Annotated in this window: 4 protein-coding genes and 1 pseudogene; 2 read left to right on the top strand and 3 right to left on the bottom strand. The window is 55.8% G+C overall.

The features are described 5' to 3' along the window. Positions 1-39: 39 nt before the first annotated feature. Positions 40-879 (bottom strand): hypothetical protein, encoded by an 840-nt coding sequence (locus ACYZTU_RS04310; RefSeq protein ID WP_461968276.1) that lies wholly within the window; start codon positions 877-879, stop codon positions 40-42. Positions 880-1117: 238 nt separating this feature from the next. Here ACYZTU_RS04310 and ACYZTU_RS04305 point away from each other — a divergent pair, with 238 nt between their 5' ends. Together ACYZTU_RS04305 and ACYZTU_RS04300 are read left to right on the top strand one after the other, a co-directional pair. Continuing rightward, entirely contained in the window at positions 1118-1768 is a 651-nt protein-coding gene (locus ACYZTU_RS04305) for a hypothetical protein (protein ID WP_461968274.1), read from the top strand. Between the two features lie 6 nt (positions 1769-1774). Continuing rightward, a pseudogene (locus ACYZTU_RS04300) lies at positions 1775-1846 on the top strand (MarC family protein); the annotation flags it as partial. Positions 1847-1857: 11 nt separating this feature from the next. On the opposite strand, the gene ACYZTU_RS04295 reads toward ACYZTU_RS04300, so the two are convergent. Further along, a complete protein-coding gene (locus ACYZTU_RS04295; protein ID WP_461968272.1) occupies positions 1858-8922 on the bottom strand; it encodes a TcdA/TcdB pore-forming domain-containing protein in 7065 nt (2354 codons plus the stop codon). Between the two features lie 211 nt (positions 8923-9133). Then, complete coding sequence (locus tag ACYZTU_RS04290; protein ID WP_461968271.1) at positions 9134-16207, bottom strand: TcdA/TcdB pore-forming domain-containing protein; 7074 nt, start codon at positions 16205-16207, stop codon at positions 9134-9136. Positions 16208-16251 lie beyond the last annotated feature (44 nt).

Below are 16251 nucleotides of genomic sequence, written 5' to 3'. Positions count from 1 at the left end.
TCTCCCCAAAAAAGCCAGCGCTTTTCTCTTTCAGCAATTTTAAGACCTACGACGACTAAACCTTTGCTTCAGAACTTCCTTCCGATGCTCGCCAAGATATTGTTCAATGTCACTTCGAAACTCTTCATAACGAGCAGGATTAAAGGTGACGAACGACTTGCCTCGAAAAATTTCCAATGCAGAAGACTGCCAGTTTACAAAGAGAACCCCGCCGTTGTGCGAAGACCCTGCCTGTTTTATTGACGCAGTCGAGGCGATTAGAACACCGTTCTCCAACTGCTCGCATGGAATGACAGACAGTCGTGCACCTTCGGGTATTTTTACCTCGCGATTGAAAAGATTCAAGGTTTTCTCATCATCCCTCAAGCCACCAATTGTGGATTCTATTACTCCACCGAGCACAGCCGCAGCTGGCACACTGGCCTTCACACCGTCCAATATTCCTTTAACGATATCTTTAATCACATAGTCCATATTGACGCGCAAAGAACTCTCGGAGTACCGAGTGTAACCATCCTCGGCAATGAAACATCCAAGATCCATTAAGCATCGGACAAATTCCTCATACCATGGCTGAGTATTCTTCCCCTTGGGCACCTCGTAAGTAGCCTCCATAATGGCCATTGTCATCAAGTTTTCCATCATTGCCATATTGCTAAGCGACATACCCTTACCATAACCAACTAGCGCATCGCCCAGCATCACCGCATCGAGTTTCTTTGTCGGGCTGTCATCGTGCTGTACGGCCAACGCACGCGGACGAGGGCCAACGGACGCCAGCGGCTTACGCTTGTTAACGCGGGCTTTTATCAACTCAACGCTTTGCGCAACGCTAATTACACTCTCAAAATCTTTCATAACTATTCCTTTTTTATCCAATTGACCGCTCCTGCGGATTAACGCCAATCTAACTCATCACTTCCTCATACAACACTCCCCACTGATTACTGAATATGTAAAGGCAAAACAACTTCACATATAACCGAACAAAAAATCAGACACATACTAAAAAACCTAATGACTTTTAAATTTTCGCCAACAGTTGTATTCATACAACCCAAAATGCAACCTCGCACAAACAAAAAAATTCAACATCAACTCTGACGAGACATCACCCATGAATGAACTACTCTCCGGGCTGGTAACCGGCCCGACTCTGGCTTCCTATGTTGAAACAATGTCCTTGAGCGACCACAACGACTTGGCAGACAGCCAGAACATTGCAACCAAATCGGCCGACCTCGGTTACTACCGTTATGCCGACTCAAATAGCTGGTTTTTAGAATACCTGGAAACAATGGATTACTTGGGCTGGACCGTAAATAGTGAAATCAAGGAACTTAAACATAACGACGTAACCATGTCTTTAGCAGACTATATTGTATGGATGTTCAAGGACCCTGTTGAAAAAAATGCAATGATTGACACGTTCGACTCCTTGAAGTCCAACAACCCAGCAATACTGTCGTTGGGTGATGAAACAGGGGAAGGGCAAACATTACAAGTTATACCAGCCAAGTATGACTCACAAGGCAACCTTCTTATAACAATCATTCAAGTGCAGTTGTTTTCCGAAACAAAAAACGGTAATTTTTTATTCTGGAGCTGGGAAGATCGATCAGCAAAGATCATTCGTCGAACTGTACATCTAATGTTAAATCGAGAAAAACTCGGGCATAACAGAGCACAACTCAAACTGTTAATTGATAGGTACCGTATGGCGCGATTTTCCTTGAGAAAAAAGAACTCATTCATTGAGTCCCTTTGAAACTCCATGAGCCTGCTTGTCTGCGCCCTTGCGGCGCAGATCATTTTTACCGGGGTGAAGGGGTATCTGGTGCCCTGAGTGGCGGCCGCTTACCCTGCGACTGCCGATTCCGTCAGCAGCTCTCGCAGGGTTGCACTGCCAACCTTGCCTTTTCTGCCCCGTAACCGCGCCACGAACATCGATATCGGATGTGAATGCAATGCTTTAAACGCGAGGAATACCTCACCGCGCAAGGCCGGGTCGGTGGAACACACATCACGGAAGATCATGCAGTGTTCGCTGTCCGGGTCAACGATGACCAGATGCTCCTGGACAATCTCGAACAACAGCTTTTCAGGCTCATCGAATGCCCAGATCAATTTGCCTGGAATGGCGGGTATTTCATCCAGCGCATGTCGACAGTCGACGACGACCGAGTGCAGTTTCCGCCAGACTGCCTTCGTCAGGTGACACGTCACCGCGCCCTGCCCCAATCGCAGAATCAACGTATTGACGTCATCGGGAATCAGCGGCAAGAGATCGCGCTGGGCCGTCTGCCCTTCGACGACCAGCACTTCGCCGTTGCGCTGAACATAATCGAACGGCCCGATGCTTCGCATGTCCGGATAGATATGCACCCGTCCATCCTGGCGCTCATGCAGCAACACGTTGACCTGATCTTGAGTGCCGAGCAGCGCAAAATCCCGGGGCAGGTTTTTACCAGCAATCCGGATCAGCCGGGCACTTTGTACGTCATACCATTGCAAGCTGCCAGGTTCGGACTCCACAGACACAAACTCAGGATGTTCCGCCGCTTCCAGTAACAACTGGAGATCTTTGATCAAGTGTTCGCCGTGCACGCTCACCCAATCGTGGCTGACCCCAGTGATGATCTCCGTCTCCTGATAACGAAGCTCCAGTGATACGCCGTCAACGGTTATCCCGCGTAATCCGGCGGCCTCAATCGTCACGTCGGCGAACCGCCAGTCCTCCCACTCCCGCTGATAAGCCGGCAGGCTGTCGCTCAGTAACAATTGCGAGCCGGCGCCAAATGCCTCATCGAGTTGCTGCGGATCGATGAAATTCTGGGTCCAGATCTCACCGTTCGATAGATCAAACAGCCAGACCGCTTGATTGTCCGGGGTTACGCCGAGCAAGCGAACTTCCTTGTCGAGTCCTGGATCGCATAGCACCAAACGGTTATTCACGTACCAGGCGCACAAGTTGCCGCTACCGGTGAAATTGCGCACACCGACAATCGCAAAATCCTTGTCCGGATATTGCTCGGCAATCGGCTCCAGCGCCCGCCACCATTGAGCACGATCCTTGAGCCACTGCTCGCTCAAGCCACCCAGTTGCACCTCGCCTTGCGAGGTCAGGTTGAAAAACAGCCCGTTTGCATCGAGTGCCACATAGCCGCCCTCGATGGCCACGACCTGATTGAGGCCAGCGAGCGATACCCATCGATGCGTCCATTGCCGTTTGCCCTCTTTCACGATCCATTGCAGACGACATAGTTTCTGGCCGAGTCGGTCGTAAATGACGAACACATCACTGTCGTCGGCCATCGACAACAGCATCAGATCGTTCAGGTTCTTGATCGAGTCGGCCCAACCTCGAACACGTTTCGGGCCAGGCTGCGGATAGATGAGGAGTCGGTCGCGGCTGCGAACCCACACCATGTCTCGGACTGTCGGCTCCCACTTCCAACAGATCGAAACGTAAGCTGCCGGCTGCCAGTCGACCGTTGTCACACCGTTTCGATCTGGGGAAGCTCTCCACGGCGAATACTTGCCAAGCACCGATGACCAGTCGGCCAGTGTATCGCTGGCAAATACCAGTGCCTGTAGTTCCCGCGCAATGTCGTATGTAACCGAACTCAACAAAATTCGCCCTTCATGTATCAGGTACCGGTATTGCCTGGCGGCTTGATTGCCCACAACCAATTCCTGCACGACATGAATTACACCTTGGGCATCCGCTTCGACACCGCGAATGGTGCACTTGCCCTCCAGAGGCAATAAACGATACCGAGTCTTGAGCAAGCCTGTGGCGGCATCGACTTGCCAGATCACGAAACCCTCCGGGTCGTAAAAATATGCAAATCCATTGACTACCACCGATAGCTGCGGCTCGTTGATGGCAAGCACATCCTCGTTGCGGACATAGAGGAAGCGATCTTCGAGGGAGTCATAACAGGCCGTGGTGTAACGCGGTTCCTGCGGATCCTCGAACGGGATCAGATAGTGATGGACCGGTGTGTACGGCAGCACCAGTCGATGCTCCCGCACGAGGCTCTTGTAGTGTTCCAGCAATGCCTGTTCATCGAGTCCGTCTGGCGCCGTCTGTTCGAGAAACTCCAACTGTCCTTTACCGCGATTGACGTTGAGCAGTTGGTCAGCCGTCTTGATCAGCACCTCGTGGAGACCTTTGCCGGAAAACGTCACGTGGACGCTGCCTACGTACAGTTCGCCCGAAGACTCGATACGGATATCACGTTCACTGGCCCAGCTTGCCTGCAACACCCAGCGGCAACGCTTTAGGCTTGGTGAGACGAGGCTGATGTTTGCCCAGGGATTGAGCGTCACTGAACAGGAGGCGTCTGCACCTGTCAGCTGATAGGACAATTTACCGTGCCAGACTTTCGGCAAAACGGGGATCACCAGTGCACGTTCCACCGCATCCAGTTGCACCTCGATGAGCGTTTCGCGATACACCGGAGTCAGGCGATTAATAATGTAATGAGAAGGAAAGGAATAGAACGAAAACAGAAACAGCCACTGGCCGTCCGATTGCTTTTTCTCCAGGCGCCGGGCCGTATCGAAACCGCGATCGTGACGTGAGGTGGCAAAGGGCAGAGCCTTGTACTCATAGCCGTAACAGGTTTGCGGCGTACACGGCAGCACGATAGTTTGTCCGCCTGGCGGTGAAAATCCGATCTGTGCGGGCAGTCTCAGTTGTCGGCGGATATCGATCGCCCGTGCGTAATCGGGGTCGAAGTCCGGCACGCCGAAATGATCGCGCAGGGGATACAGCTTTGGACTGTCGAGCATCACCTTCCCGGCATTCAAGTCGATGCTTTTTACGATCAGTGAGGGCTGCGCAACCCACGCGGCCAGAGCGTCATCGTAACGGTAGCCGCCCCCGCGATAGGCCCGCTCCATGTCGTCGAAAAACTTCCCGACCTCCTGCGCCTCGCGCGCGATATTGGCAAATCCTTGGGCCAGTGCCGCCACACCAATGGCCAGTCCACCGAGAATCACTCCAGCGCCACCGAGCACCGCCGCGGCGGTCGATGCGCCGACCAGCCCGGCACCGATGCCGCCCGCCGTTAACACCAGGCTGGCGGAATCGAATGTCAGCTGAGTGCCGAACTGAGCTATCTCGACTTCGGTTTGCGCCGTCGTCAACTGATAGACATCAAAGCCAACATTGGCCAGCCCCAACACGGCGCCGACACCTTCATTGGCTGCATGCCCCAGGGCCTCACCGACTACCGGAGCGCACGTGCGGGCGATGATCTTTTCTTCGCCGAGCGCGGTGCGAACCAACTGCACAAGGCCCACCACATCCACGACATTGCCATGCACTAACTGGGCATAGTTAACGTACGCGTGCAGGCGCACGGCGGTGGTCAATGTCCGGTCATCCCCTTCCCGCCCTCGCAAGGCGTTCATCAACGCCTGGATGGTGAAGCCTGCGTTAAGGGTGTGGACACTGCCGGCTTCGGTCGAATCGAGGACGCCGCCCGTCTCGACCGGTTTGCGCGCCAGGGTCGAAAACTGTTCCGACAGCCAGTTCTTGATCCGCAACAGCCGGTGATCGTCACTGAGCACTTGAATCACGTGTTGCGGGTCTGACGGATTGATCAGACTCAACCGGTAGTTGCCCTCGGGCGTGATCTCCAGCGTTTCGAACAACGGCACCAGCGGCGTTGTCGAGTCATGCAAATCCTGCAAACCGACAGTTGCGTGCGCGATCTGCTGTCCCCACCAATGGCTGTCCAGCGCCAGCAAACTGCTGCCCAGGTGCGAATTGTCGACCAGCGATTTCCCATGGGCACTGTTCAAACGCTGGCGAATCGCATACGCCGGTTTTCCCGGCAAAGGTTCGGGCTTGAGCAGATGCGCCACCTCGAATCCGGCAGACAGTTTCAAGGCGGCTACCTTTTCACCCTGCAATTCGATCAGATCAAACACCGGCCGGGCTTCAGAACCATAGGCAGCGTAATAGCGGGCCATGCCCAGTTTCTGGAAGAAGTGCTCCAGTGCCCGCTTGAACATGGCCGGATGCTCGAATTCGCACAGACCGAAGTTGGGGTCATAAAAATGATAAGTGGCGAGTCCTGCGTTGACGGTCTTGGCCACCAGCATCGAATGATTATCAGAGTTGAGCAGCAGCGTACGGGTGCCAGCGTGTTTCTCAAGTGCGGCAGTGACCTGATCCAGATCCGCGCGTTCAAGCGGCGTCCCGACCTCACTCAGTTGCACGTCCCGCAGCTCTTCCAGCGCTTGCACAAAGGCTGCCGAGTCGCCTTGCCCGGGTTCGATCACCGCCAGAAAGAAACGCTCGCGCAAGCGTCTGGAGGCCATATTATCCTGCACAAGGGCCGCGCTCATCGCCAGCGCCAGCGGATAACAACGCCCACCAATCGCCTCGCCACCGCTATGCAGCAGCAGATCCTGGGGAACCAGTTGAACGCTGCTGGCCTCGAAATCATCGAGTACCTGCGCCAACCGTTCGCCGAGCTGGATGCGATGTTCAAGGGTGGCCACTTGCTGGATCCGCGCCACACGACGGCCCCACTGAAACAGCGTCGACGTCTGTTTCAAGGTGGCTTTTTTCAGTTCCAGCGCGCTGTCGGACAACATCGGCTCCTGATCCAGATCGCTGGCCAGGCCGGCCATGAACCCTGCAGCCTTACGCTTGTACAGTTGTCGTTCAATGACGGCGTAACGGCCGGAAGCGCCCTGTTCGGCAACGCTGTTGGCCAGGTTTTCCAGCTCGCTGATGGACTCGTTAAAGCGCTGGTTATGCAGTGAATCCAGCCCCAACAACACGCCCAGCGACAGCCTCTGCAAAGGGCTTGCATCAATGAAATGACGGGAGCCACTGGCGATGTCGCTCAGCACTTCATCCACCCCTTGGTTTCGAACTTTTTCATCGCTCAGGAAGGCTGGAGTAAGCGCCTCGGAAGCCTGGCTCTTGATTGCCTGGCGATCATCAAAACTCAGCGGCAGCGGTTCCTCGAAGCGGATTGCGCCATTGTGTCCCTGCCTCATCGCCTCGATGAACGGCTCACCAAGTCCGTCGACCAATCGCTGCAACACGTCGGTCAGCAGCACCGCTCGTCCTTCGATCAAAGGCCAGCCTTGTTCGAACTCAATCGTCGAAGACTGAAGAAGTTGCGCGAGATCGCCCTTGTAACGGGTCGTGTATCGGCCTTCGCGCCAACGTTGCTGCTCGTCGCTGACCCACTTCACCCCGTCGGTTTCATTGTCCTTCCAGGAGTGGTCCAACTCCTCTTCGGTATCGCGGTTGACCGTCGAGTGCGCCGCAATGGCTGCCTCTTCGCGTACAGCCACGGCAACCGAGGGTGTCAAGTGCGCTTTGGCGTAATCGGTCATGCCGTCACGTAAGGCACCCGGGCCGGTCAGATAGATTGTTCCTTCGCTCTGAAGGCGAATGCCGTCGCGGAAGTAGGACGCCACAGCACTCGCCAGAAAGGCTGCGGTTATTTCTTCTTCCATTTGCAGCCCAATCAGCGGCCCATAGGTTTTCTCCAGCACGTCCTGCGCCAGCGGCGCCATGAGGTCAAAATCGCTCAATGCAACACCTCGCTGCGCGGCCAGCCGAGTCGACGCATCAATCACTCCATAGTTGAAACGGAACCTTTCGATCACGGTTTTCAATACCGCCGAGCCGGGATGTGCCATCAGAAATGCATTGGTTAACGTAGTGTCTTTGGGTAGTGCGCGCAGCATGAAAGGTCGAGCCAGCTGATCCGCTGGGGCCTGGAACACCTCACTCAGGCTTGGCCGTTTTTGCGCAAAAGCCTCCAGTGTCGGCACATGTTCAGGAGGAATGCTCTCGTAATACCTTGAGGATGCCTGACGTCCAGGCATCCATTCAGGATTGTTGTTCAGCAACAACTGCAGAATTCCCAGACGTGCATCGGGGGCCAGACCGCTGATGTCGACTGCGCCCAGGGTTTTTGACAACGGTGGAAGGTGGTCGACATCGGTATAACTGCCACCTTCGGCATACAAGACTTCGGCGCGCACCACATCGGATGCCGCCGCCAGATTGCCGCGCAAACGCATCTCCCGATCGTAGATGTCCCGCAGTTGCAGCGATACTGCGCCAGCATCGAGATCACGCAACTGGAAGCCACCCTCGGCCATCTCCAGCACGCTGCGATGATTGCCTTCCTTCAACGCTTGCAGCTCCGCCGCATTCTGACCGTAGGCTCGGCTCAGCAAATCCATCCGGGCGTCATCGGCGGATCCCCCTTTCGCCACCGCCGTATTGATGTGCGCATACATCTGTTGTTTCAGAACAATGGCGCGCTGCTCGTACAGGGTAGCCAGCTCATCTTCGGAGATGCTCTTATCCGCGACCTGCAACAGGGCATCTGCCTTGGCGGCGTCAACAATCAGTTTGTTGGTTTGCCAGGCCAGCAGCGCATCGCTGTCAAACCAGAGATTAAGGGTGTAGCCATGCTCGGCCAACGCCTGTTTCCACACATTGAGGTAATCGCGTTGAATGACGCCAAGACCTCCGCCGAGCCAGACAAAGTGCAACGTCTTGGGAACTTCCGTTGCCACCACTTTCATCTGCTCGACACTGAACTGAAGACGCGATTCATAATGTTCGACTCTGTCATATATCTGCGACAAATCCACGGCATCAGCAACGCGAGACGTCTGCGCTTGGAGGCTGCGCTTCACGCGATGGTTGTCCAGTAACTGTACCAGCGTCTGTTTTAAGAGCCCCAACGGCTCGAGTAATCTGGGCGACTCCAGCAAGCCGATACAGGCAAAGTAATAACGGATCACCGCATCGTATTGCTCGCTATTCTTGTACGGCAACAGCGCTTGCTCAAGATCAGACAACTTGAAAAGACTGACGAACTTGACATAGCCGCCACTGCTTTTAACTTTCGCGTCCTGCATGGAAAATACACTCCTGGATTTATTCTATTTAATGAATATGCCAACAAGCAGACACATAAAAACACCGCCGCCGGACGTGGAGCCCAGCGACCCTTTCACTCATGGCAAAGACATCACTAAAAACATGATTAATAAAACGCAAACTAAAAAGTTTGTTTTGCTTGATCGTGCATCAATACGATAAAAAGACCCGCAGTCCGAAAGAGCCGGCCTATTGAGAGCCTGCGGCTTTCTTGATCATTTCACCCAACACGACATACCCCGCATCGCCCTGGGTGTCCCTCAACATCTCCAGCAATCGTTCAAGGCCAAATCTGTGGTCATGCCCCTGGAGCTTGATGCTGACCTCCAATGGCATCCTTGATTCTCCATCCTGCGGATCCGCATCACGCACTATCAGGCTATGAGCGTTGTCCGGATCGGTAACCACCAGATGCCCCTCAGCCACACAAAGCAACAAACGCTGGTTGTCGGCCATGTCCAGGGCGAGCGTACACACGGTCGCCAGTTGATCCTCCTGAGGAGGCCGGTTATCGATGACAATGCAGTCCAGCCGCTGCCAGGTCTGCTCGGACACGCAATAGGTCTGCACCTGCGAACCGAAGGCCAGAATCAATTTGTCGACGCCATCCGGAACCAGAGACAACAGGTCAGTGACCTCAGCGGTCGTCTCAAGCACCAGTACCTCACCCTCCCTGCTGGCATGACTGCCCGTCAACCAGATGCCATTTGTTGTACCGCGGTCGAAAATCAAGCCGTCCGCCGGGTCGAACAGCATCGGCACCGATTCGTTTCGGGTTCCAAGGAACACCGCCCACTGTCCGTCGGCTCGCCCAGAGACTTCGAATACACGGTTCAGCTCGGGTACAAAATACTTGTAGCGATCCGGAAAGCTTTCGACTTGCAGAACCGAGGCATGGGCATTTCCCGACATCAGTGCTTTCAAACGCACCTGCAACTGTTCAGTCGTCTCACCGTGAACGGAAGACCATTGATTTTCCACGCTCACGATCCGGGCAGGCTGGTCGTCCAGCAACTCCAGATTCACGCCTTCACGGGTTCGCCCCCGTAGCCCTTGCCCGTCAGTCAGCACCTCGGCAAACGACCAGCCAGACCAGACTTTTTGCGCGACCGGCAGGTGCTCGGGATGCAGCACGCGGGCGCCATTGGCAAAGGCCGGCCGAACGGCTTCGAACCCGATTAGCCCCTGGCGATATATCTGCCCTGCTGCAACATCGAGCAGCCAGCCCGCTTGCCTGTCGGGGGTCAGCCCGAGCAACGCCAGCTCTTTGCCATGACCGATGTCCGCCAGCAGAAGCTGTCCGTCGATGCACCACGCCGCGAGGAAGGTACTGTCGGAACCGATGGCCAGGCCAATAATCGGAATCGGCCCACCCGAATGTTCTTTCACCAACTCAGGTAACGCCGTGAGCCAGTCTGGATGCTGCTCGAGCCAGCGTTGGCCGACGCCGACAAACGTCAGTGCGCCGTCCACTTCGATTTCAAACAGCCGGCCATCGGCCTTGGTGGCGATGTAGCGGCCGGCAGCAGATGAGACCTCTACAACATCGCTCTCGATGATTTCGTCACGGAACGTGGAAGGCTCGTCCAGATCCCTCAATCCACGGAAGAGAACGCTGCGTTCCTTGTCGTAGAAAAGCATGGCGTCATTATCGACGTGATCCCACATCAGCATGATTCTCTGAGTGAGTCCTATGCCATCGCGAAAATACTGGTTGTCATGCAGACGAATCCAGACCGAATACTGGAACTCCTCCCACAGATACATACGCCCGCAAATGAATTGAGCGGACGTCCAGTTGGCAATCGATGCAGCCATGCCGGGTGTCTCATCCGCATAGGAATAAGGCTGCCCGAATGCGTCGATCGGATCCCTCCAGTCCTCCACGTCGGTGCCAAAAAATTGGTCGTGACGGAACGTTCCCCAGGTATTGATGCCAACGAACGTCAGGGACTGATCGGAGATCAGGTACTCCAACGTATAGTCGTAGGTCCGTTTCCTCTTCATTTTCTGCACCACGCGCAGTTTCCCGTCTGCGGTCTGCTCGCAACCGCTGATTGTCGAACCGCTTTGTGGGTTCATCAGGCGATAGCGATGGTTGACCGTTCCGGTGGTCGCATCGACACGCCAGAGGGTCGGATGGTCTGGATGATAGAACCAGGCGTGTTGACCGCTGGCGCCACCCAGAAGGATCCCGTCGTTGACGGCAGCCGGGAGATTGCGTGCGTAGAGCACCCGATCCTGCGCCACATCGTAGTATCCGGTGGTGTACGCCGGTGCGGATCGGTCGTTGAACGGGATCTCGTAGTTGTGCAGCGGCACATACGCAGAAGACAGCCGCTTCTCGTGCGCCCGCTCGCGAATCCGGGCCAGAGCAGCCGGCAGTGCAGCCTCGTTCGTTCCGGTGTCCAGTGTGACGGACAGCAACACCCAATGTTGCTGGTCTTGGTCGAACCGAAAAAGCTCCCCGTTCGCCAGTTCGAGGAACCCTTCCAAGACTCCGAAACCCTCGACCTGGACGCCGTCGATGGTCAGGATTGTATTCTCCAACGTAACCTGTTTCTCACTGACCCATGGTGCACGAATCATCCAGCTGACCGACTCGCCGAGAGTGCTGTTCCTCAAGGCAACCGCCACGATTCCGGGAGTCAGGCAGAGCTGATAGAGACCCGAGTGAGCGCTGATTACGTAGGAAATGCAGTTTTTCCATTCCCTCGGCAACTCTGGCACCAACAATTGCCGGACATGAGCGTCCAGGGTCACGGCTATCTTCGTCGGTTTGTAGACCGGGTTGAGCTTGTAGAGGATGTGCGGGAACGGGGTATTGGCAAAGAAGTAAAAACGACGCTCACCTTCCTCGTCATATTCCAGCTTGCTCACCGTGCTGTTGTGCAGGCTCGGGTACCAGGTTCCCGAAGGAAGGTCTGGCGCCTCGACGTCGGACTCGCCTTCCTTCGGCACATAATCGAATCCTGCCGACCCCAGTTGGTACTCATAGCCGTAGTAACAAATCGGCGTACACGGCAATACCACTGTCCGGGTCGGTGAAATCCCGGGATCCAGCGCGACGAAGTCTGGCAGCTCCAATGCTTGGCGGATGTCGATGGCCCGGTGCAACTGCCTGGGATTTGTGTCGGGCTGCGGCAGTTCCAGGCCTCCGCGTACCATCGGGTAAAATTTCTGGCTGTCGAACCCGATGCGTTTTTTCGGCATGTCCAGATGAGTGATGACCGCCTCCGGTTCGAAGCGCAAGACCCCGTCCTTGCTCGTGTAAGCGGCGACTCCGTAAGCGTCCACGATATTGCGCAAATGCTCGCCCACGGCCCTGGCCTTGTCGTTGATTTGCCCCAGGTTGCTGGCGATGGCCGTCACACCGATGCCCACGCCCAGCAACGGCACCGACAGGATGGCCGCTGCCGCGCCGACGGTTCCACCCACGGCCAGTGCAACGACATCCAGCCCCAGCGCCGCCACGTCGAACACCAATTGCGTGGCCAGCCGCGAACGTTGCTCCTGGTTGTTCGCTACGGCCAGGCCATAGATGTCGAAGCCAATGTTCACCACGGAAAATCCGACTCCTACCCCCGTGGACGCACGGCCCAACAGCCGCCCGGACAGCGACGACTGGCGTATCGCCAGGGCCTGCTCACTGGCGGCGACCTGACGAACCAGACTGATAATCTGCACCGAATCGCTCACCACGCCATAGCCCAACTGGGCATAACTCACATACACCTGAACCTGGAGGGCGACGGACAATGCCGGTATTTGCCCTTCCCCGGCCTGATACTCACGGTTGCGCATTTCGGTGATCAGGGTCTGGATGACGAAGGCAACACTCAAGCGGCTGCCACCGTCGGCTTCCACCGGGCCACTGCCACTGCCTGCAAGTGTCTTCACCAGACGTTGAATGTGTTTTTTGACTTTGATAAACCGCGAGTCGGCTGTCGTGACCTTGATGGTTTCGTGTGGATTGCGGGCGTTCGCCAATGTCAGCGTATAACCCGAGTCCGGACTGCCCTGAACCGTCTCCAGCAATGGCAAGAATTCACGCCCCAGTTCATGTTCGCTGCGCAAACGGCTGGTCGCCTCGTTGAACTCACGTGCCCAGAAACGCCCGTCCAGTTGCGCCAGACTGGCCCCCATCCGGGCGTTTTCCGACAGCGAGCGCGTGCGCTGAACAGCCTGTCGTTCCCATATTGTGGCGGTCTGACCAGACGCAACCGGTCCGTCATTCAGCAAGCTGCCCACCTGCACTTCTGATGGCAGGATCCTGTCGGCAATGACCGTGGGATTCAGTTCGATGACGTTGAATGACGGGGTGGCAGACAGGCCGTACAACCTGGCCAATTCGGCGTTGCCATGACTCAAGTAGCGCTGAATGCCCTCCTTCAGCGACTGCACCTGGTCAAATCCATACACGGCGAAATTAGGATCAAAGAAACGATAGAAACTGCTGTCGCCGACGACGACTTTCGCCAGAAGCAACGCATGATTGCCGGTATCGAGCAGCAACACGCTCGTGGTGGTTTTCGCTTCCAGCGTCTGCAGGATTTTTTCCAGGCTGTTGGTTCCCAGTGGCGTTCCGGCGTCGGTCATGGCGACGCCCAGCAACTCATCCAGAGCCTGCATCAATACCCGGGAATCGGCGTCATCGGGCATCAGACTGGCACTGGCCACTCGGCCGACCAGCGTTCGCTCGGCGCTCACGCCCCTGCTCAGCGCCACCGCCATGAGCAATGTCAGTGGGTAGCACCGACGGCTCGGGTCGCCCGGTGTGCGCGCCAACAAATCCTGAGGTAACTGCCGCGCGGAAAGGGCGCCGGCCTGAAAAAACTGTTCACGAACCTGTGCAGCACGCTTGAGGATTTGTGTGTGATATTCCCGTTGCGCGGTGCTGTTGACTTGCGCGATACGCTGCCCCCACTGGTTCAAGCTCAGGGGTTCGGTCAGCGCGAGTGCCTTCAGCTCCCGCGCCGTTTGCAGGCCGGGGACGCCACCCTGCGCAAGACCTGCTTCGAATGCCGCAGCCTTGTGTTGGTGCAGGTTTTTTTCGATCATCGCGTAACGGGCAAACACACCGCCATCGGCGGTTTCCCGGGCCAGCCTGAGCGCGTCTTGCCAGGCGTTGGCAAAACCCGTGGCATCGAGGCTCTGGGCGCCGAACAGACCGCCCAGCACAACGCGCTGCAGCGGGCTCAATTGTTCGATAGGAAGCGAACCGTGTTCGAGACGGGTGAACAACTCGTTGAGGTTCGCGGCTTGCTCTGCACCGAAGGACGGCGGGAGTTCGCTGACGGGTTGGGCGAGGATCTGCTGGCGTTGGTCGAAGCTGAGGTTCAACGGTTTGTTGAGCACCATCTCGCCGCTGATCTTGCTTCGCATCGCCTGGATCAACGGCACGCCCAGATCATCCATCAACTGTTGCAGTACAGCCGTCATCAACACCGGCCGGCCTTCTATGACGGGCCAGCCTTTCTCGAGAGTAAGGGTCTGACCTTTAAGCAATTCATTTACATTGCCCTTGTAACGTGAGTTGTAGGCACCTTCCTCGATCTTTTTTATTTCAAGTTCGAACCATGCAGTTTCCGTCCTGGCGTTGTCTTTCCAGCTGTGGTGGGTCTCCTCTTCGGTTGCCAGATTAAAACCGTCAAACAGATTGACCCTGTCACTGACTGGTTGGCGGGCACCCGCAACTCCATGATCAATGACGAAATCACTCAGTCCGCTCGACACCGCCGATGGGCCGCTCATGGCAATGGCCGATTGGGCGCCGAACTTGATGCCATCGGCATCGTAGCCAGCGACCGCTCGTAAAAAGCTGTTGAGTGCATGCAGCTCTCCCTCCCAGCCTGATATCGGACCGTGCTGCTTCTCCCACTCGCCAATAATCAGATCGGTAAACGCCTGGTGATCCTGAAGCGATAGGTAAGCTGTCTGTGCCTGCTCCAGCACACGGTCACGGAACGCGTAGTTCTTGCGGATCTTTTCCATGACCCCGGCAATCGCTGCAGAGCCTGCGTGGCCGCTCAACAATGCATTGGAAAGACCGTTGAAGGGGACGATTGAATTTGCCGCCAGATCAGGACTGTTCTTGTTGCCGACACGCAGCCCACCTTCAGAAACCATGACGTCACCGAACGGTGCAAAAATATCCCGCACTGAAGATACTTTTTTGGCGAAGTCTACCAACGCCTCTCTGTACTGCTCAGGTATCTGGTGACGTAGATCTGCATAGTGCGAACCGCGGTTCGGAAGGATCTGCGGATTATGATCAAGCAAGACCTGCATGACGCCGATGCGCTCCTCGGCATCGAAACCGGTGAGGTCCACGCCACCGATTTTTTTATGCAAGGACGGCAGCAGATCCGCATCAAGGTAGGTACCGCTTTCGAGATTCACAACCTGCAAACGCGTGATATCCGATGCCGCTGCCAAATTGGCGCGAAAGGAGATTTCGCGCTCATAAATATCGAACAACGGTTGATCGGATAACCGCGTGCGGATGTCGCGAAGCAAAATTCCGTTGCGTTCTACCGCCTCCAGGGACTGCACATTGCGTGACTTGAGTGCCTTGAGCGCCTCTTCATCCTGGCCATAGGCGCTCACCAAAAGATCGATTCGCGCCTGGTCGGCACTTCCACCCGCGCCAGTGACCTGTTGGATATGTTCGAGCATCTGCTGACGCAGTACGCGCGCCCGTTCGATATAACGATCAGCCAGCGCAGCAGGGGTATCTGCCTTCCCTTCAGGGATAGACATGGCCCCCAGGGCCTTGGCCGATTCGACGATGACTCGATTGGTTTCATGGGCCAGCAGCGCGTCACTGTCGTACCAGAGATTAAGGCTGTACCCATCAGGCCCCGCCATCTGCTTCCAGAGATTGATGTAATCACCCTGGATTGCACCCATACCTCCTCCCACCCAGACAAAGTGCAGTTTTTTGGGTACGGCTTTGGCAGTACTCAACAACTCCACGGTGGTGGTCAAGCGAGTATGGTAATCCGCCAGAGTGGCTCGAAGTTGTTGCAGTTGGGTCGTCGAGGCATTGGCTGGAGTTGATTCGATAATTTCCTTGAGCAAACTGACCGCCGTCAGCTGTTCGGACAGACTGGAGGCCGTGACAGCACCTTCGTAGTAACGCAGCGCCTTGCCTTGATATCCCGCATTTAACTGGCGCGTTATGACGAACTCTAACTTGGTTCTATCAACAGATTTAGAAAAATCCCGACCGAGCTGCCCTCCTGCCTCTGCACTTTTCAATTGAACATCCTTTTTAATTGAGCAAACGTGTTATTCAAAAAATA

The organism is Pseudomonas sp. HLT2-19-2 (genome assembly GCF_054898005.1).
The sequence above is the reverse complement of the archived record's forward strand: the minus strand, read 5'-3'. Positions and strand labels throughout refer to the sequence as shown.